Below are 18331 nucleotides of genomic sequence, written 5' to 3'. Positions count from 1 at the left end.
CACCAGGCGCTTCAGGCCAGGCCCATCGCGGCACGCAGGGACTTCTTCAGCTCGGCGCCAATTTCAGGTTTGCCGGCAAACGGGTCGGTCGGGTTGCGGCCCTGGACCACGTCATCCAGGCGGGTCTGCACCATGCCCAGTGATTGCGGGTGGGTATAGACGTAGAACTGCCCCGCCTCAATCGCGTCGTACACCAGCTTGGCGGTATCGGTCGCCGTCACTTTGCCCGAGGTAACCGCCTTGGTGCTCATGGCCTGGGCAATCATCTGGCTGGGGGTGGGCTTGCCTTCGCTGCGCAACTCGGCAGGACGGTTGCGGTGCGACATGTGGATGCCAGTCGGCACAAAGTACGGACACAGCACCGACGCGTGGATTTGCTCGGTCACCAAAGCCAGATCCTGATACAGGGTCTCGGACAGGCTGACCACCGCGTGCTTGCTGACGTTGTAGGCGCCCATATTGGGCGAGTTCAGCAGGCCCGCCATCGAGGCGACGTTGATGATGTGACCGCGGTAGGACGGGTCCTGGCGGGCAGCGTCGAGCATCATCGGTGTGAAAACGCGCACGCCATTGATCACGCCCCACAGGTTCACGCCCAGCACCCATTCCCAGTCACGGTGGGTGTGCTCCCAGATCAGGCCACCATGGGCCACACCAGCGTTGTTGATGACCACGTGGGGAGCACCAAAGTGCTCCTTGCACGCCGCAGCCAGGGCTTCGATGTCTTCCGGACGGGAGACATCACCACGCAAGGCCACCACCTTGGCTCCCTTGGCACGCAGTTCGGCACAAGCGGCATCCAGCGCGTCTTGCTGCACATCGGTCAGCACCAGGTTGAGGCCCTTCTCGGCGCCCAGGCGAGCCAGCTCCAGGCCGAAGCCGCTGCCGGCACCCGTGATCACGGCTGTCTGGCCAGCCTGCAGTTTCAAAGCGGACATGATGTTCCTGTCTCCTCGGATGATGTTCAGATGAGTTGGACGAGTTGCTTGCCGAAGTTCTTGCCCTTGAGCAAGCCCAGGAAAGCCTCGGGCGCACTGGCAATGCCTTGCGCCACCGATTCACGGAATTTGAGCTGGCCTGTGGCCACCATGGTCCCGAGCTCCTTGGTGGCGTCGGGCCACACTTCGGGGTGCTCGCTGACGATGAAGCCTTCAACCTTCAGGCGGTTGATCAGGATGAGCGCCGGGTTCTGCATGGGGGTGGGCTCACCGTTGTAGCCGGCGATCATCCCGCACAAGGCAATCCGACCAAACGCGTTCATGCGCAACAGCACGGCATCGAGGATCATCCCGCCCACGTTCTCGAAGTAACCGTCGATGCCATTGGGAGTCGCTTCCTTCAAGGCGGCATAGAAGCTGCGCATGTCGGGGCGCGCCTTGTAGTCGATGCAAGCGTCAAAGCCCAGCTCGTCGACCACGTAGCGGCATTTGTCTGCGCCACCCGCCACACCAACCACGCGGCAGCCCCGTGCCTTGGCCAGTTGCCCTACCACGCCACCCACGGCGCCGCTGGCAGCGCTGACCACCACGGTCTCTCCTGCCTTGGGGTTGATGATCTTCACCAGGCCATACCAGCCGGTCACCCCGGGCATGCCGACGGCCCCCAGATAGGCTGCCAGCGGGATGTGGGTGGTGTCCACCTTGTGCAGCGCTCCGCGTTCGTTGGCATCGACGATGCTGTATTCCTGCCAGCCACCCATGCCCAGCACCTTGTCGCCCACGGCAAAACGGGCGTGCTTGCTGGCCACCACCTCGCCCACCGTGCCGCCCAGCATGACGCTGTCGAGCGGTTGCGGTTGGGCGTAGCTCTTGCTCTCGTTCATGCGTCCGCGCATGTAGGGGTCAAGCGACAGGAAGTGGTGGCGCACCAGCACGGCCCCGTCGGCCAGTTGCTCTGCCGAAGGCACTGGCGTGGCCACCAGCTTGAAGTTGTCGACAGTGGCCTCGCCTTGAGGACGCGAAGCCAGCAGGATTTGATGGTTGGTCAGGCTCATGGTGTGTCTCCTCGGATGGCTCAACTCAACCGCCGGTGACGGCGCTCACGCCGCCATCGACCGCCAGGATCTGGCCGGTGATGTGCTTGCCGGCTTCGGATGCGAACAACAGGGTGGCCCCTTTGAGGTCTTCGTCATCCCCCAGGCGCAGCAACGGCGCATGAGCAGCCATCTGCTCTTCACCCACGGCGGCCAGGGTGCCAGCGGTCATCTTGCTGGGGAAAAAGCCGGGGGCAATGGCGTTGACGCGGATGCCCTTGTGGCCCCACTCGCAGGCCAGTGCGCGGGTGAAGTTGATCACGGCGCCCTTGCTGGTGTTGTAGGCAATGGTGCGCATCATGGGGTGGTTGCCACCCAGGCCGGCAATGGAGGCCACGTTGATGATGCGGCCCTGCTTGCGCGGGATCATGCTGCGCTGCGCCACGGCCTGCGACAGCAGGAAGTAGCCACGCACGTTCAGGTTCATCACCTTGTCCCAGGCTTCCAGAGGGTATTCCTCGGCGGCGGCGCCCCAGGTGGCCCCGGCGTTGTTGACCAGGATGTCGATGTGGCCCAGGCGCTCCATGGTCTCGTCGACCATGCGGTTGATGTCTTCGGGCTTGCTGGCGTCAGCGGCCACCCAGCGGGCGTCGATGCCGGCGTCCTGCAGGGTCATCACGGCTTGCTCGAGATCAGCAGCCTTGCGCGAGCTGATCACCACCTTGGCACCGGCTTCACCCAGGGCCATCGCCATTTGCAGGCCCAGGCCTCGCGAACCACCGGTGACCAGCGCCACGCGGCCGGTCAGGTCAAACAGTTGTTGAACGTTACGGGGAGTGCTCATCGTTGTCCTCAGCAGTAGTAGTCCACCACATGGCGGGTGGCCGCCATCTCGCGAATCTGGGCCACCACACCCTGGTGGTGGGGATGGGGTTGATAGCTCGCCAGGGCCGCTGCGCTCTCGAAGGTCGAGACCAGCACCACCTGGCAATTGGCTTCCAGCCCATCGGTCTGGATGCCCACGTCAAATTCCAGGATGCCGGGCACCAGGGTGCGGCAGCTGTCCAGCAGGGCCTTGACCCGCGGCGCATCTTCCGGACGCTTGAGCGTCCACATCACCACATGTCGAATCGGCTGCATCAGAACCAGTCCTTCTGCACCTGGGCACAGGTCATGTCACGGCGTCTGACCACGGCCAGCCACGCGTCGATCTTGGGCAGCTCGTAGTGGAAGAAATACGCACAGGCGGCCAGCTTGCCGCGCAGCACGTCGGGCGCCACGACGCTGTCGCCACGATCCAGCCCGGCCTGCGCAGCCAGCGCCAGCTCCAGCCAGATCCAGGCCAGCACGGTGTGACCGAAGCCCTGCAGGAAGGGGGTGGCGTTGGCCAGGGCCTCTTCGGGCACACCGGTCGACCAGGCGGCCTTGGTGGTGGCCCCCACCTTTTGCAGGGACTGCGCCAGCTCGTTGGCGTAGCTGGCCAGGCCTTCCACCTGACCTGCCTTGTGGATGGTTTCGCTGATGCGCTCAGCCAGCACCATCAGGGCCTTGCCGCCGTTCATGATCACCTTGCGGCCCAGCAGGTCCATGCCCTGGATGCCATGGGTGCCTTCGTGGATCATGTTGAGGCGGTTGTCACGCCAATATTGTTCGACGGGGAAGTCGCGCGTGTAGCCGTATCCTCCCAGCACCTGGATGGCCAGGCTGTTGGCTTCGAGTGCCCACTCGCTGGGCCAGCTCTTGACGATCGGCGTCAGCAACTCAAGCAGCAGGTTGGCACGTTCGCCCTCTTCCGGCGTGCCGGTGGCTTCTTCGTCGACCAGACGGGCACACAGAAGGGCCAGTGCCAGCGCGCCTTCGGAGATGGCTTTCTGGGCCAGCAACATGCGTTTGACGTCGGTGTGCTCGATGATGGGAATCTGCTTGCTGGCGTGGTCTTTACCACCTGCGCCCAGGTGGCGTCCTTGCGGGCGCTGCAGGGCGTAGTCCAGCGAGGCTTCATAGCCTGCGTAGCCCAGCATGGCCGCACCCAGGCCCACACCAATGCGGGCCTCGTTCATCAGCGTGAACATGCACTTGAGGCCTTCGCCCTGCTTGCCAATCAGGTAGCCGACGGCACCGGCGCGGCCCTCTACTTGGAAGCGCCCCTCGCCGAAATTCAACAGGGTGTTGACGGTACCGCGGTAGCCGCACTTGTGGTTCAGCCCCGCCAGCGAGACATCGTTGCGCTGCCCTGTGGGGTGCCCATCGGCATCGACCAGCACGCGCGGCACGATGAACAGCGAGATGCCCTTGACGCCGGGCACCAACTGGCCTTGGGCATCCGGGATCTTCGCCAGCACCAGGTGGATGATGTTCTCACCCATCTCGTGCTCACCACCGGAGATCCACATCTTGTTGCCCGTGAGACGGTAGCGGGGGCCGAAGGCGTCACTGTCCCAAGGGGTGCTGCCTTCCGCATCCGGCACGGCACGGGTCAGGATGTCAGACAGGCTGGAGCCGGCCTGCGGTTCGCTCAGGCACATGGTGCCGAAATTGCGGCCTTCCAGACTGGGCTTGGCAAACACCTCGATCTGACGGGGCGTGCCATGCGCCAGGATGGTGTTCGCATTGCCTTTGGTCAGCATCGGGTAGGCGGCAATGCCGACACTGGCCTTGAAGAAGAAGCTCATGGCCGCCATGTCGACCACCATGGGCAACTGCATGCCCCCCAGCTCGGCATCTTGCGCAGCGGCCGTCAACCCCGACTCGATGAAGGCCTGCAGGGCCGCAGGCGTTTCCGCCGGCAAGTGCACGCGTTCGCCGTCGAACTCGGGCTCCTGCGTGTCGATCAGGCGGTTGTGCGGCGCGAACTGTTCCTTGGCAATCTTCTCGCTCAGGTCAAGCACTGCGGTGAAGGTTTCGCGGTTGTGCTCGGCATACCGCTCGCGGGCGGTCAGCGTGTCCGACTTCAGCCAATCGTGCAGCAGGAAGTCAACGGTGGCGCGGTGGCTCATAGGGTGTCTCTCTCGGTATCTCTGTGGTCTGTGTGTCGGGGTCTCAACGCCCCTTGAAGACAGCTTCGCGGCGCTCCATGAAGGAACGCACGCCTTCGGCGGCATCTTCGCTGCGCATCACGGGCACCATGTCGACATACAACTGCTTCAGCGCAGCAGCCTCGCCATCGGTCCACGACAGGCGGGTGGACTTGATGACCCCCTGCACACCCAGCGGCGCAGCCTTGGCAATCTTGTCGGCGATCTCTCTGGCCTTGTCGAGCTGCTGACCAGCCGGCACCACTTCCTGCACCAGCCCCAGGCGGTAGGCCTCTTGAGCAGACCACGCATCGCCCGTCAGAAGAAAGCGTTGTGCATTCGCCCAACCCATCTGCTGCGGCAACCGCAACGTAGCACCTGCGCAGGGAAAGATGCCGCGCTTGACTTCGAGCATCGCGAAGCGGGTGTCGTCTGCCGCCACACGGATTTCCGTGTTCAGCATGATCTCCACCCCCCAGGTGAAACAGTTGCCCTGAGTGGCCATGATCACCGGTTTGCGGTGACGCTCACCTTGCATCCCAAAGGGATCAATCTCGCCAGGGTGGGTCGGAAACCCCTGCCCGGAGGCAAACACCGGCGCCCATTTGTCGAGCTCGATGCCCGACGTGAAGTGCTTGCCTTCCGCATGCAGGATGGCCACGCGCAAATCCGGGTTGCGGTGCAACTCGCCGTAAGCCTGCGCCAGGCCGCTGAACATCTCGGGCGACAGCGCGTTGTGCTTTTCCGGGCGGTTGACCTTGATTTCCAGGACGTGACCTTCCTGGCGGGTTTCGACGTAAGAAGTCATCAGCACCTCCTCAGGCGCAGTCAGCGAGGGCCCGCACTGCGGCGGCCCTCTCGCATGTCAATGAAACGACCGGGCTACTGCCAGCCCTGCCCGCCCTGTCAGGCCGTGAAGCTCTTGCCGTCTGCCGCCAGCTTGGCCAGCAATGGCGCAGGCGTCCAGAAAGCCTTGTCGTTGTCCGACGTGGCCGCAAAGCCCTTCATCAGCTCGACCACCTTGGGCAGGCCCAGCATGTCGGCGTAAAGCATGGGGCCACCACGGTAGACGGGGAAGCCGTAGCCAGTCAGGTAGACCATGTCGATGTCAGACGCCTTCGAGGCGATGCCTTCTTCGAGAATCTGTGCACCTTCGTTGACCATGGCCAGCACCAGACGCTGCACGATTTCTTCGTCGCTGATGGCGCGCGGTGTGATGCCCTTGTCGGCACGCACCTTGTCGATGCAACCCTGTACCTCGGCCGAAGGCACCGGCTCGCGCTTGCCGACTTCGTAGTCGTACCAGCCCTTGCCCACCTTCTGGCCAAAGCGGCCGAGTTCACAAATGGCATCGCCAATGGCGCTGTAGACCACATCGGGCTTTTCGATCTTGCGGCGCTTGCGGATGGCGAAGCCGATGTCGTTGCCGGCGAGGTCGCCGACGCGGAACGGGCCCATGGCGAAGCCATACGCTTCAGCGGCCTTGTCGACCTGCTGCACAGTTGCACCCTCTTCCACCAGGAAGAACGCCTGACGGGTGTACTGCTCGAACATGCGGTTGCCGATGAAGCCATCGCACACGCCCGACACCACAGCAACCTTCTTGATCTTCTTGGCCACGGCCATCACGGTGGCCATCACATCCTTGGCGGTGTGCTTGCTGCGCACCACTTCCAGCAGACGCATCACGTTGGCGGGGCTGAAGAAGTGCAGGCCAACCACATCGGCCGGGCGCTGCGTCACTTCGGCAATCTTGTCGACATCCAGGGTCGAGGTGTTCGAGGCCAGGATGGCACCGGGCTTCATCAAGCTGTCGAGCTTGGTGAAGACCTGCGACTTGACGCCGAAGTCTTCGAACACGGCCTCGATGACCATGTCGGCCTGGGCGATGTCGTCATAGCTCAGGGTGGGGGTCAGCAGGCTCATGCGCTGCTCGTACTTCTCTTGCGAGAGCTTGCCCTTGCTAACCTGGGCTTCGTAATTCTTGCGGATGATGCCAATGCCACGGTCAATGGCTTCCTGCTTCATCTCCAGAATGGTGACAGGGATGCCCGCATTCAGGAAGCACATGGTGATGCCACCGCCCATGGTGCCGGCGCCGATCACGGCGACCTTCTCGATCTTGCGCAGCGGGGTGTTGTCCGGCACATCGGGGATCTTGCTGGCAGCGCGCTCGCCAAAGAAGGCATGGCGCAGGGCACGGGCCTGGTCGCTGGTCACCAGCTTGGCAAACACGTCCTTTTCGAAGGCGATGCCGGCGTCAAGGTCCAGCTTGGTGGCCGCTTCCACGCAGTCCACACAACGTTGCGGCGCTTCCAGATGCTTGCGGGTCTTGGCCAGCTCGGCACGCGCCTTGGCGAAGGCGTCGGCGTCAGCCGGGGCAGCCACAGTCAGGTTGCGCACAGACGGCAGCGGGCGCACCGCTGCGACGTCCTTGGCGAAGGCCACGGCGGCGGGCAGCAGATCGCCATCGACCAGCTTGTCAAACAGCTTCTGGCCCGGTGCCTTGGCCAACTTCTCGCTGGGCACCGACGCGCCTGTGGTGATCATCTGCAGGGCAGCTTCCACACCCAGCACGCGCGGCAGACGCTGCGTGCCACCGGCGCCAGGGACGATGCCGATGTTCACTTCTGGCAAAGCGATCTGGGCACCCGGCACCACCACACGGTAATGACAGCCCAGAGCCAACTCCAGGCCGCCGCCCATGGCGACACCGTGGATGGCCGCCACCACGGGCTTGGTCGACTGCTCCACCTGCTCGATCACCTTGTGCAGATCGGGCTCGGCAAAGGCCTTGGGCGAGCCGAACTCCTTGATGTCGGCACCGCCGCAGAACACCTTGCCGGAGCCGATGATGACCACAGCCTGCACGGCGGCATCGGCCTGGGCCTTCTGGATGCCGTCAACGATGCCAGCTCGGGTGCTTTGGCCCAGACCGTTGACAGGCGGGTTCTCGAGGGTGATGACGGCAACGCCGTCGGTGACCTGGTAGGAAGTGCTCATGCCGATCTCTCTCGTGTGGAGGAAGTCCTGAAAAGTCCTCAGCAGACAAATCTGAAAAGACGCATTGTAAGAATTGCGAAGCGCATCTTACAGCGGTGCTGCAGACTTCCCAAGACCCCTAGGGAAAACACGGAAGACGAATCAAACCTCGAGCCATTCTTTTCGGACACGCGCGTCGGCACGCAGCTCTTCAGGGGTGCCTTCGAACACCATTTCCCCATGGCCCATCACGTAGCAGCGCTGGGAAATGTCGAGGGCGATCGTGAGCTTTTGCTCCACCAGCAACACGGCCAGGCCGCGCCGCTTGAGCTCCTTGAGGTACTCCCCCACCAGTTCGACGATCTTGGGCGCCAGGCCCTCGGTGGGCTCGTCGATCATGATCAGATCCGGGTCACCCATGAGGGTGCGGCACAGTGTCAGCATCTGCTGTTCGCCGCCGGACAGCACACCCGCCTCGGTGTGCTGTCGCTCTTTCAGGCGAGGAAACATCTGGTACATGTCCTCGATGGCCCAGCGGTTCGTTTTCTTGCCGTTCTGGCGCCCCAGCAGCAGGTTCTGCTCGACCGTCAGCTTCGGAAAGATGTCGCGGCTCTCGGGCACATAACCCAGACCTCGGCGAGCGATGTCATAGGTCTTGTGCCCCAGGATGTCAGACTCGTTCCAGCGCACGGAGCCGTGGCCATGCACCATGCCCATGATGGTCTTGATGGTGGTGGAGCGCCCCGAGCCATTGCGGCCGAGCAAGGCCACGATCTCACCAGGGTGGACCTCCATGTTCACGCCATGCAGGATGTGGCTCTTGCCATAGAAGGCATGCAGGTTCTGGATGGACAGCATGGTTCAGACTCCCGCCTCGGCGGCCTGGGTTTCAGCCAGTGCGGAGCCCAGATAGGCCTCACGCACCCGCTCGTTGTTGCGCACGTTCTCCGGGGTATCGAAGGCAATCACCTCGCCATAGACCAGCACCGCAATGCGGTCGGCCAGGCCAAACACCACGCCCATGTCATGCTCCACAGTCAGCAAGGTCTTGCCTTCGGTGACTTCACGCATCAGGTCGACGAAGCGCGCCGTTTCCGACTTGCTCATGCCGGCTGTCGGCTCATCGAGCAAAACCACATTGCCGCCGCCTGCAATGGTCACGCCGATTTCCAACGCCCGCTGCTCGGCATAGGTCAGCGACTGCACATGCACATCTCGCTTGCGATAGAGGTGGATCTTTTGCAGGATCAACTCCGCACGCTCATTGACTTCTTTCAGGTTGGAGAGGAACCGCCAGAAGGCGTATCGCTCACCCATGGACCACAACAATGCGCAACGGATGTTTTCGAACACCGACAGCCGAGGGAACAGGTTCGACACCTGGAAGCTGCGTGCCAGCCCCTGCCGGTTGATGTCATAGGGCGTCTGCCCCTCAATGGCCTGACCATGCAGATGGATGGCCCCACTGGTCGGCGCCATGCGGCCGCTGATCAGGTTGAACAGTGTTGACTTGCCGGCACCGTTCGGGCCGATCAGCGCCACACGTTCGCCAGCACGCACCGCCAGATTGGCGCCACGGATGATCTCGGTCTTGCCGAAGGACTTGCGCACATCGCGCAACTCCAGCGCCAGCCCGGAGGATGAAGTTGTCTTGCTCATGTGATGACCTCAAGCTGTTGCTGCGTCACAGGGACTCACGGCGCACGATTTCGCGCTCGATGTCTTCCTGGATCTGTTCCCATTGCACCGAGAACTGACGGCGCGCCAGCTCGAACAGGGCAGAGCCGGTGAGCCACAGCATCACCGCGCCCACCCAGGCATCGGCACCCCGGGTGTCCAGCGCCACGCCCATCAGCGTCATCTCGGGGCCCAGGGCCTCATTGAGCTTGATGTGATAGAGCATTTCGACCATCACGGCGACGCCGGCGAGCGCCACGATCAAGGTTCCAGCCATGCCGAGATAGGCGGTCCACAGCCTGCGGAGCATGCCGAACGCCGCCACGCGCATGTTCAGCATCAGCAGCGATGCCACGCCACCCGGGGCATACATCACCATGAACAGAAAGATGAGACCCAGGTACAGCAGCCAGGCCTTGGTCATCTCGGCCAGCAGCACCGAAGCGATCACCATCAGCACGGCACCGATGATGGGGCCGAAGAAGAACAGCGACCCGCCCAGGAAGGTGAACAGCAGGTAGGCACCCGAACGATAGGCACTCACCACCTCGGAGGTCACGATCTCGAAATTCAGGGTGTACAGGCCACCGGCGATGCCCGCGAAGAAGCCAGCAATCATGAAACCGAGGTAGCGCACCCGCTGGGTGTTGTACCCAATGAACTGAACACGTTCCGGGTTATCGCGCACAGCGTTGAGCATGCGGCCCAGCGGCGTGCGAGTGAAGGCGAACATCAGCGCCGTGCAGATGAAGCAATACACCGCGATCAGGTAGTAGATCTGTTTTTGCGGCCCGAAAGTGATACCCATGAAAGGTTCGCCCACCACCCGGTTGGTCGAAATGCCACCTTCACCGCCGAAGAACTCTGGCAGCATCAGCGACATGGACCACACCAACTCGCCAATGCCCAGCGTGATCATGGCGAAGGTATTGCCCGACTTCTTGGTAGTGATAGAGCCCAGCAGGGCTGCGATACCCAGCCCGCCCAGCCCGCCCACCAGCGGAATGAGGCTGACTGGCACATGCCAGGCCCCCTCGGCCACCTTGTTGAGCGTGTGAATGGCCAGGAAGGAACCCAGGCCTGAATACACCGCATGGCCAAAGCTGAGCATGCCGCCCTGCCCCAGCAGGATGTTGTAGGACAGGCAGACGATGATGCCAATGCCGATCTGGCACAGCATGGTCATGGCCAGGCTGCTGGTCCACAGCACAGGGGCCAGCAACAGCGCCAGTGCATACAGACTCCACACCACCCAGCGACCCAGGTTGTAGGGCTTGAAACTGTAATCCTTGGAAGACGACATATGGTTTACTCCTCCCGCGTGCCCAGCAGGCCCTTGGGTCGGAAAATCAAAATCAGAACCAGCAGCAGATACGGCAGGATGGGGCCCATCTGCGAGATGGAAATTTTCAGCAGGGGGTAGAAGGCGCTGTCATAGTTGACCTGCCAGCCCATGGCCTGCATGAAGGTCACGAGTGACACGTCCATCGTGACGGCGAGTGTCTGAATCAGACCGATCAGCAAGGAGGCAATGAAGGCGCCTGCCAAGGACCCCATGCCACCCACCACCACCACCACGAAGATGATGGAGCCCACCGAGGCGGCCATATTGGGCTCGGTGATGAAGGCATTGCCGCCAATCACACCGGCCAGGCCGGCCAGTGCGCAACCACCACCAAACACCCCCATCATCACGCGGGGCACGTTGTGTCCCAGTGCCTCGGCCATCTCCGGGTGGGTCAAGGCCGCCTGGATGATCAAGCCGACCCGGGTACGGGTGAGCAGCAACCAGATCGACGTCAGCATGAACAAAGCCACTCCAGCCATGAAGGCCCGGTAGGCTGGGAAACGCGTGCAACTGTTGTCCGTGGCGGCACCACAGAGCGCGTCAGAGGCTTGCCCCCAAATGAAGTGAAGCCCTTCGCCCTTGACGTGGGCCAAGGTGAACAGAGGACCATCCAGTGACGGTGGCACCTGATACGGAACGGCTGACGGGCCCCAGATCAGGCGCACCAGCTCCAGCACCAGATAAGACAAACCGAAGGTCACCAGCAATTCGGGCACATGCCCGAATGGGTGCACACGACGCAGGCTGAAGCGCTCGAACAGCGCCCCCAGCAAACCGACAATGATCGGCGCGATGAACAGGGCGGGCCAGAAGCCCAGCCAGCCTGAGACCGAATAGGCCACATAGGCCCCGATCATGTAGAAGCTGGCGTGGGCAAAGTTCAGCACCCCCATCATGCTGAAGATCAGGGTCAGGCCCGAACTCAGCATGAAGAGGAGCAAACCCGAGCTCAGCCCATTGAGGATGTTGACAACCAGGGATTCCATAGCATCAAAAGGGCATGGCGCCGCCTACCCAGGGGCAGGCACGCTGTGAGGGCCCCCAACGGGGCCCGGATCAGATCAAGACGAAACCGGCCTGGAGATCAGGACGGACGCTTCATCTGGCAAGAGGTCGGGGTGCTGGAAACATACGGGTCGAAGTACTTGACCTTGGAGAAAGTCATACCCGTGTTTTCCACGTCGTAGCTGGCCTTGGGGCTCACCGGCTGCCAGCCCACCACAAACAGGCCTTGTTGCAACTGGTGGTCCTTGGCGCGCATTTCCACTTCACCGTTGAAGCTCTTGAACTTCAAGCCTTCCATCGCATACGCCACTTTCACCGGATCGGTGGACTTGGCCTTGGCCATGGCAGTGGTCAGCATCGAATAGGCGTGGTAGACCGCGCCGGTGTACCAGTCGTCGTTGAAACGCTTCTTGTATTCGTTGGCCAGCGGTGTGTAAACGCCACCCATGTTGTAGTCGGCGTAGCCCACGAGGAAGACACGCCCATCAGCGCTCTTGCCCAGCGCGGTAGGGGTGCCGCCAAAGTTGGCGTAATAGGTATAGAAGTTGGCCTTCAAGCCAGCATCGTTGGCAGCCTTGACCAGCAGTGCCAGGTCGGAACCCCAGTTACCGGTGATGACCGTGTCAGCGCCAGATGCCTTGATCTTGGCCACATAGGGAGCGAAGTCACGCACCTGAGCCAGCGGGTGCAGGTCATCACCAACAATCTGGATGTCAGGGCGCTTGCGTTGCAGGGTTGCCTTGGCAAACTTCGACACCTGCTGGCCGTGGGCATAGTTCTGGTTGATCAGGTAGACCTTCTTGATCTCAGGACGCTCCTTGATGTAGGTGGTCATGGCCTCCATCTTCATCGAGGTATCTGCGTCCAGACGGAAGTGCCAGAACGAACACTTGCTGTTGGTCAGATCAGGGTCGACCGCCGCGTAGTTCAGGAACACGACCTCCTTGCCGGGGTTGCGTTCATTGTGCTTGTTGATGGCGTCGACCAGCGCCAGCGCCGCACCCGAACCCAGGCCCTGCACGACGTAACGGGCGCCCTGGTCAATGGCCGACTTCAAGGCGTTGAGGCTTTCAGCGGGCGACAGCTTGTTGTCGATGCTGATCACTTCAAACTTGACGCCAGCAGGGTTGTTGGCGTTGAACTTCTCGGCAAAGAACTGGTACGTGCGCAGCTGGTTCTGGCCAATGTTGGCCATCAGGCCGGACAGGGGATCGATCCACGCGATCTTCACGGTTTCGCCCTTCTGGGCAAATGCAGCACCGGCGCACAGGGAAGCGCCCACAAACACACTCAGGGCACGACGTTGAAAGTTCATTGATGTCTCCTCGGTTGTGGATTGAAGCCACTGTCAGGTTAGCCCCCTGTTTCCGGGGGTCGCTTCAGGGATGTCCCTTGAATTCGGTCATCTCGGTCGCAAAAAAAGAGCGCGTACAACGCGCCCTTCAGCGCACTGATCAGGCGGTCGGCAGCTTGTGGCTGGCGAAGGTTTCACGCAGCTTCAGCTTGTAGATCTTGCCTGTCGCTGTGTGCGGGATTTCGTCGACGAACACGACGTCATCGGGCACCTGCCACTTGGGAATCTTGCCGTCGTAGAAGGCCAGCAACTCATCGCGGGTGACCTCGGCGCCAGGGCGCTTGACGACCACCAGCAGCGGACGTTCATCCCACTTCGGATGGAAGGCGGCGATGGCTGCGGCTTCGTGCACGGCGGGGTGACCCATGGCCACGTTTTCCAGATCGATCGAGCTGATCCACTCCCCGCCGGACTTGATCACGTCCTTGGAGCGGTCGGTGATCTGCATATAGCCATCGGGATCGATGGTGGCCACGTCACCCGTGGGGAACCAGCCATCGTGCAGGGGCGACACATCCACATTGAAGTAGCTGTTGATCACCCAGTGGCCACGGACTTCCAGATCGCCAGACGCCTTGCCATCCCAGGGCAATTCCTGCCCGTCGTGGTCGACGATGCGCATGTCGATGCCGTAGATGGCCTTGCCCTGCTTTTCCAGAATCTTCTGGCGCGACTCGATGGGCAACTCCAGGTGCTTCGACTTCAGTCGGCTGAGCGTACCGATCGGTGACAGCTCGGTCATGCCCCAGGCGTGGATGACCTCGACGTTGTAGTCGTTTTCGAATGTACGGATCATGGCCGGCGGACAAGCCGAACCGCCGATCACCGTGGTCTTGAAGGTGCTGAACTTCAGGTCCTTGGACTTGACGTGGTTCAACAGACCCAGCCAGATGGTGGGCACACCGGCGCTGATGGTGACCTTTTCCTGCTCCATCAGGTTGTAGAGCGATTCGCCATCCAGGTGATGCCCTGGCAGCACCAGCTTGCAGCCGATCAGTGCAGCCGAATACGGCGTGCCCCAGGCGTTGACGTGGAACATGGGGACCACCGGCATCAGCACACCGGTCGCACCCAGGTTGATGGCTTCAGGAATGGCCGAAGCATAGGTGTGCAAGATGGTGGAGCGGTGCGAATAGACCGCCCCCTTGGGGTTGCCCGTCGTGCCTGAGGTGTAGCAGATGCTGGCCGCGGTGTTCTCGTCAAACACAGGCCAGTCATAGTTGCCGTCTTCAGCAGCCAGCAAGTCTTCGTAGCACAGCAGGTTGGGAATGCCGCTTTGCGCCGGCATGTGCTCACGCCCCACCATGGCAATCACGGCTTTCACCGACGGCACGTGTTCGATGAGCTTTTCAACCAGGGGCAGCAGGTTCAGGTCCACGCACAGCACGCTGTCCTGTGCATCGTTGACGATCCAGGCGATCTGCTGTGGGAACAGGCGCGGGTTGATGGTGTGGCAAACGAACTCGGCACCCGAGGTACCGTAATACAACTCCAGGTGGCGGTAGCCATTCCAGGCCAGCGTACCGATGCGGTCGCCAGGCTTGCAGCCCAGGCGTTGCAGCGCCTGAGCCAGCTTGCGGGAGCGCAGCTCGACCTCGCCCCAGGTGGTGCGGTGGATGTCGCCTTCCACGCGCTTGGACACGATCTCCACGTCACCGTTGTGCCGCGCTGCGTGCTTGAGCAGCGAGGAAATCATCAACGGCATGTTCATCATCTGGCCCATCAGGCTCATCGTCGACTCCATTCAAAATGCGAAAAGATTTCGACAATGATCATGGTCAGAACACCCCTCATGCCATTGGGAATGACCCTCCTATAACAGTCGTTTGAAACCAGTTCAGGCGTGGAACCTGGTGAAAGCGGTCACCGGCTCGCGGTCTGCCAGCAAGGTGTTCTCGATGGCAGCCGGGTCTGCATAGCCCAGCGCCATGCCCACCACGACCATCTCCGAATCAGCCAGGCCGAGGTGCTCGGCCACGATGCGGTGGTAGTGGTTGAAAGCGGCCTGTGCGCAGGTGTCCAGCCCGCGGGCGCGCGCCGCTGTCATCAGGTTGCCCAGGAACATGCCGTAGTCCAGCCAACTGCCCCGCCCCATCACGCGGTCCACCGTGAAGATCAGGCCCACCGGCGCATCGAAGAAGGTGTAGTTGCGCCCCTGTTGCGCTTGCATGCGCGGCTTGTCGCCCTTGGCAATGCCCAGCAAACCATACAGGTCCCAGCCCACTTTGCGGCGACGGTCGATGTAGGGCGACACCCACTGCGGTGGGTAGTAGTCGTACTCTTCCTTGTGTTGTTCGGCCTGAGCAGGGTCCAGGTAGGCAGCCATGATCTTGTCCGACAACCCCTGACGCGATGCGCCGGTCAGCACATGCACTTTCCAGGGCTGGGTGTTCGAACCAGATGGCGCGCGGGCCGCCAGGCGCAAGATGTCTTCGATGTCCTGACGCGCCACCTCTTTGGGCAAGAATGCGCGAATGGAGCGGCGACTGTCGATCGCATGATCCACAGCGGCCATGGTGTCGGAATTGATGTGGTCAGGCTGGCGCGGAACCGAGACGGACTGGCTCATGGTGTGTACTTCCTGAAAAGCTGAAGATGGAATCAGTCTGCAGACAACTGGATGCGCTGCAAGGCTGCAACGAAAGGCTCGGGCAATGTCACGGGTCGACGCGTGGCACGGTCCACATACACGTGAACGAAATGCCCACAGGCAGCGGCCGTGTCCGAGCCCGATTCAAACAGGCCGATTTCATAGCGCACACTGCTGCGCCCCACATGCGCCACCCGGATTCCCGCTTCCACCGGATGAGGGAAAGTCAGCGGCGCGAAGTAATTGCAGTGCGTTTCGATCACCAGGCCAATCACCTCGCCCTGATGGATATCGAGCACCCCTGCTTCGATCAGGTAGGTGTTCACCGCCGTATCGAAGTAGCTGTAGTAGGTCACGTTGTTGACGTGACCATAGATGTCGTTGTCCATCCACCGGGTGGTGATGGTGCTGAAACGCGCATAGGCGCTGCGGGGTTGGGCTTGTGGTCGGCTCATGCAGTTCATTATTCATGAAACCGGATTGACCGTCCTGAAGGACACCGCTACATTACTGACCGACAAGTCAGTTAACGTCAAACGATCCAACCTTGAACGCCGATCAACCCAGCTCCTGCCCGGTCAAGACGCTCATCCAGTCTGTCGGGCGCCACCGTCAACGCCGCAAGGCCGAAAGGCCTCAAGAGTTGCTGGAGGCAGCGCTCACGCTGTTCACCGAGAAAGGTTTCGCTGGCACCCGTACCGAAGAAGTGGCGAAGTTGGCCGGGGTATCCAAAGGCACGCTCTACCTGTACTACCCCAGCAAGGAAGAGCTGTTCAAGGCAGTCGTCCGCACCTACCTGACTGCCGTCATCCGCGAAAGCCATGACATCATCGGACGCTATGAGGGCCATACGGGTGACCTGATTCGCGACCTGGCCTTGAACTGGTGGGAGCGTGTCGGCTCGGGCAAGCCTTCCGGCTTGCTGCTGCCCATTCTCAACGAAGCCCATCATTTTCCTGACATCGTCCAGTTCTATGTTGACGAGGTCGTGAAGCCGTCTCATGCCCTCATCATCGCCGCACTGGACAGAGGTGTGACACGAGGCGAGTTCCGGCCGGTCAACACCGAATCCGTGGTGCACGCCCTGATTGCGCCCATCCAGTATCTGGTGCTGTACCGCCACTGTGAATCGGTGTGCGCCATCAGCCCGGCGCCACTGGAGCCGATGACCTTTCTGGCCACCCAGATGGACTTGCTGTTGCACGGCCTGCTCAAGCAGCCCACCACACCATGAAACGCACTACACGCTGGATTCTGCTTGGTTCGCTGTCTTTGCTGCTGGTCGGTGGCATCACGCGCGCCATCCTGCACAAGAAGGCCATCCAGACGGAACTGGCACAGAGTTCGGCCAGTGTCGCGAGCCGCTACGTCGCGCTGCAAGAAGGCGACTGGATCACAGTGCAACCCATGGCGCTCATTGGCACCGTACCGGTGACGGGCACTGTGAAAGCCGTCACCACGGCCATGGTGAAAGCGAAGGTTTCAGCCGAACTGCTTCGCTTGACCGTCCGCGAGGGCGACACCGTGACCAAGGGGCAACTCATCGGCGAGCTCGACCCCCAGGAATACCAGGCCCGACTGAAACAGGCGCAGGAACAAGCTGCCAGCGCCAAAGCGCTCTACCAGATCGCCCAGCAGGCCCTGGACAACAACAAGGCGCTGGTGCAACAGGGGTTCATCTCCAAGGTTGCGCTGGACAACTCGATCTCGAACGCGGCTTCTTCCTTCGCCAATCAGCAGGCGGCTGAGGCAGCAGTCGAACTGGCACGCAAGTCCCTGCAAGACACCCACCTCCTGGCCCCCATTTCGGGCCAGGTATCCCAACGCCTGACGCAACCTGGCGAGCGCGTATCGATCGATGGGCGGATCGTCGAGATCGTGGACCTCAGCAAGCTCGAGCTGGAAGCCGGCGTCAGCCCGCAGGACCTGGTCACCGTCCGCATCGGCCACCCTGTGGTGCTGCATATAGAAGGGCTCGACAAACCCGTGACCGGGCATATCGCCCGCATCAACCCCACTGCGGCGGCAGCCACTCGCGCCATTTCCGTCTATGTGGCCCTCGACACGCAAGCGGGCCTGAGGCATGGCCTCTTTGCACAAGGCGCCATCCACACCGACCAACTCACGGCGCTGGCACTGCCCCGTTCGGTCATCCTCAGTGAAGGCGGTCGCCAGTTCGTTCAGGTGGTACGTGACGACAAGGTGGTCCGGCAGACAGTGGAAGCGGGTCGGTCTGCGCTGGCTGCAGACCCGAACACGCAGCGCGATGCCGTGGTCATCATCCTGCGCGGATTGAAAGCTGGCGACCGGGTGCTCAAGGACAACGTCGGCCTGCTGGCTGAAGGCACCCCTGTGCAGCTGGCCAGGCAGCCAGGAAAGCGCTGAGCAC

The 18331-nt window shown here is 61.9% G+C and carries 17 protein-coding genes; 2 read left to right on the top strand and 15 right to left on the bottom strand.

Going from position 1 to position 18331, the window contains the following annotated elements:
• Window positions 1-11 precede the first annotated feature (11 nt).
• From ACE3PH_RS06560 to ACE3PH_RS06490, 15 genes are all read right to left on the bottom strand, one after another.
• Complete coding sequence (locus ACE3PH_RS06560; protein ID WP_374317194.1) at window positions 12-938, bottom strand: SDR family oxidoreductase; 927 nt, start codon at window positions 936-938, stop codon at window positions 12-14.
• 26 nt (window positions 939-964) lie between these two features.
• Window positions 965-1993 carry an NADP-dependent oxidoreductase gene (locus tag ACE3PH_RS06555; protein WP_374317193.1) on the bottom strand — a complete coding sequence of 343 codons (1029 nt, stop codon included), beginning with the start codon at window positions 1991-1993 and terminating at the stop codon, window positions 965-967.
• 25 nt (window positions 1994-2018) lie between these two features.
• On the bottom strand, window positions 2019-2816 hold the full coding sequence (locus tag ACE3PH_RS06550) for an SDR family oxidoreductase (RefSeq protein ID WP_374317192.1): 798 nt from the start codon (window positions 2814-2816) through the stop codon (window positions 2019-2021).
• Window positions 2817-2824: 8 nt separating this feature from the next.
• Window positions 2825-3112: a Dabb family protein gene (locus ACE3PH_RS06545; protein WP_374317191.1), complete on the bottom strand. Its 288-nt coding sequence runs from the start codon at window positions 3110-3112 to the stop codon at window positions 2825-2827.
• Entirely contained in the window at window positions 3112-4968 is a 1857-nt protein-coding gene (locus ACE3PH_RS06540) for an acyl-CoA dehydrogenase (RefSeq protein ID WP_374317190.1), read from the bottom strand. Before ACE3PH_RS06540 ends, ACE3PH_RS06545 begins: the two co-directional genes overlap by 1 nt.
• Window positions 4969-5011: 43 nt before the next feature.
• Complete coding sequence (locus ACE3PH_RS06535) at window positions 5012-5794, bottom strand: crotonase/enoyl-CoA hydratase family protein (RefSeq protein WP_374317189.1); 783 nt, start codon at window positions 5792-5794, stop codon at window positions 5012-5014.
• A 98-nt stretch (window positions 5795-5892) separates the two neighbouring features.
• A complete protein-coding gene (locus ACE3PH_RS06530) occupies window positions 5893-7989 on the bottom strand; it encodes a 3-hydroxyacyl-CoA dehydrogenase NAD-binding domain-containing protein (RefSeq protein ID WP_374317188.1) in 2097 nt (698 codons plus the stop codon).
• A 141-nt stretch (window positions 7990-8130) separates the two neighbouring features.
• Window positions 8131-8826 carry an ABC transporter ATP-binding protein gene (locus ACE3PH_RS06525; protein WP_374317187.1) on the bottom strand — a complete coding sequence of 232 codons (696 nt, stop codon included), beginning with the start codon at window positions 8824-8826 and terminating at the stop codon, window positions 8131-8133.
• 3 nt (window positions 8827-8829) lie between these two features.
• Window positions 8830-9627 (bottom strand): ABC transporter ATP-binding protein, encoded by a 798-nt coding sequence (locus tag ACE3PH_RS06520; protein WP_374317186.1) that lies wholly within the window; start codon window positions 9625-9627, stop codon window positions 8830-8832.
• Window positions 9628-9652: 25 nt separating this feature from the next.
• Window positions 9653-10948, bottom strand: coding sequence for a branched-chain amino acid ABC transporter permease (locus ACE3PH_RS06515; RefSeq protein ID WP_374317185.1), 1296 nt, complete (start codon window positions 10946-10948; stop codon window positions 9653-9655).
• A gap of 5 nt (window positions 10949-10953) precedes the next feature.
• Window positions 10954-11979, bottom strand: coding sequence for a branched-chain amino acid ABC transporter permease (locus ACE3PH_RS06510; RefSeq protein WP_374317184.1), 1026 nt, complete (start codon window positions 11977-11979; stop codon window positions 10954-10956).
• A gap of 98 nt (window positions 11980-12077) precedes the next feature.
• A complete protein-coding gene (locus ACE3PH_RS06505; RefSeq protein ID WP_374317183.1) occupies window positions 12078-13313 on the bottom strand; it encodes a branched-chain amino acid ABC transporter substrate-binding protein in 1236 nt (411 codons plus the stop codon).
• Window positions 13314-13452: 139 nt separating this feature from the next.
• On the bottom strand, window positions 13453-15084 hold the full coding sequence (locus ACE3PH_RS06500; RefSeq protein ID WP_374317182.1) for a 3-(methylthio)propionyl-CoA ligase: 1632 nt from the start codon (window positions 15082-15084) through the stop codon (window positions 13453-13455).
• 105 nt (window positions 15085-15189) lie between these two features.
• On the bottom strand, window positions 15190-15867 hold the full coding sequence (locus ACE3PH_RS06495; RefSeq protein ID WP_374317283.1) for a nitroreductase: 678 nt from the start codon (window positions 15865-15867) through the stop codon (window positions 15190-15192).
• An 86-nt stretch (window positions 15868-15953) separates the two neighbouring features.
• A complete protein-coding gene (locus ACE3PH_RS06490) occupies window positions 15954-16397 on the bottom strand; it encodes an acyl-CoA thioesterase (RefSeq protein ID WP_374317181.1) in 444 nt (147 codons plus the stop codon).
• Between the two features lie 92 nt (window positions 16398-16489).
• Here ACE3PH_RS06490 and ACE3PH_RS06485 point away from each other — a divergent pair, with 92 nt between their 5' ends.
• Together ACE3PH_RS06485 and ACE3PH_RS06480 are read left to right on the top strand one after the other, a co-directional pair.
• Window positions 16490-17176, top strand: coding sequence for a TetR/AcrR family transcriptional regulator (locus ACE3PH_RS06485; protein ID WP_374317180.1), 687 nt, complete (start codon window positions 16490-16492; stop codon window positions 17174-17176).
• Window positions 17173-18327, top strand: coding sequence for an efflux RND transporter periplasmic adaptor subunit (locus ACE3PH_RS06480; RefSeq protein WP_374317179.1), 1155 nt, complete (start codon window positions 17173-17175; stop codon window positions 18325-18327). The genes ACE3PH_RS06485 and ACE3PH_RS06480 overlap by 4 nt, the downstream gene beginning before the upstream one ends.
• The last annotated feature ends 4 nt before the right edge of the window (window positions 18328-18331 follow it).

The sequence above is a fragment of the Aquabacterium sp. genome (assembly GCF_041909175.1).
GTDB lineage: Bacteria > Pseudomonadota > Gammaproteobacteria > Burkholderiales > Burkholderiaceae_C > Aquabacterium.
Note: the sequence above shows the minus strand (reverse complement) of the source record. Positions and strands in the feature narration are given on the sequence as shown.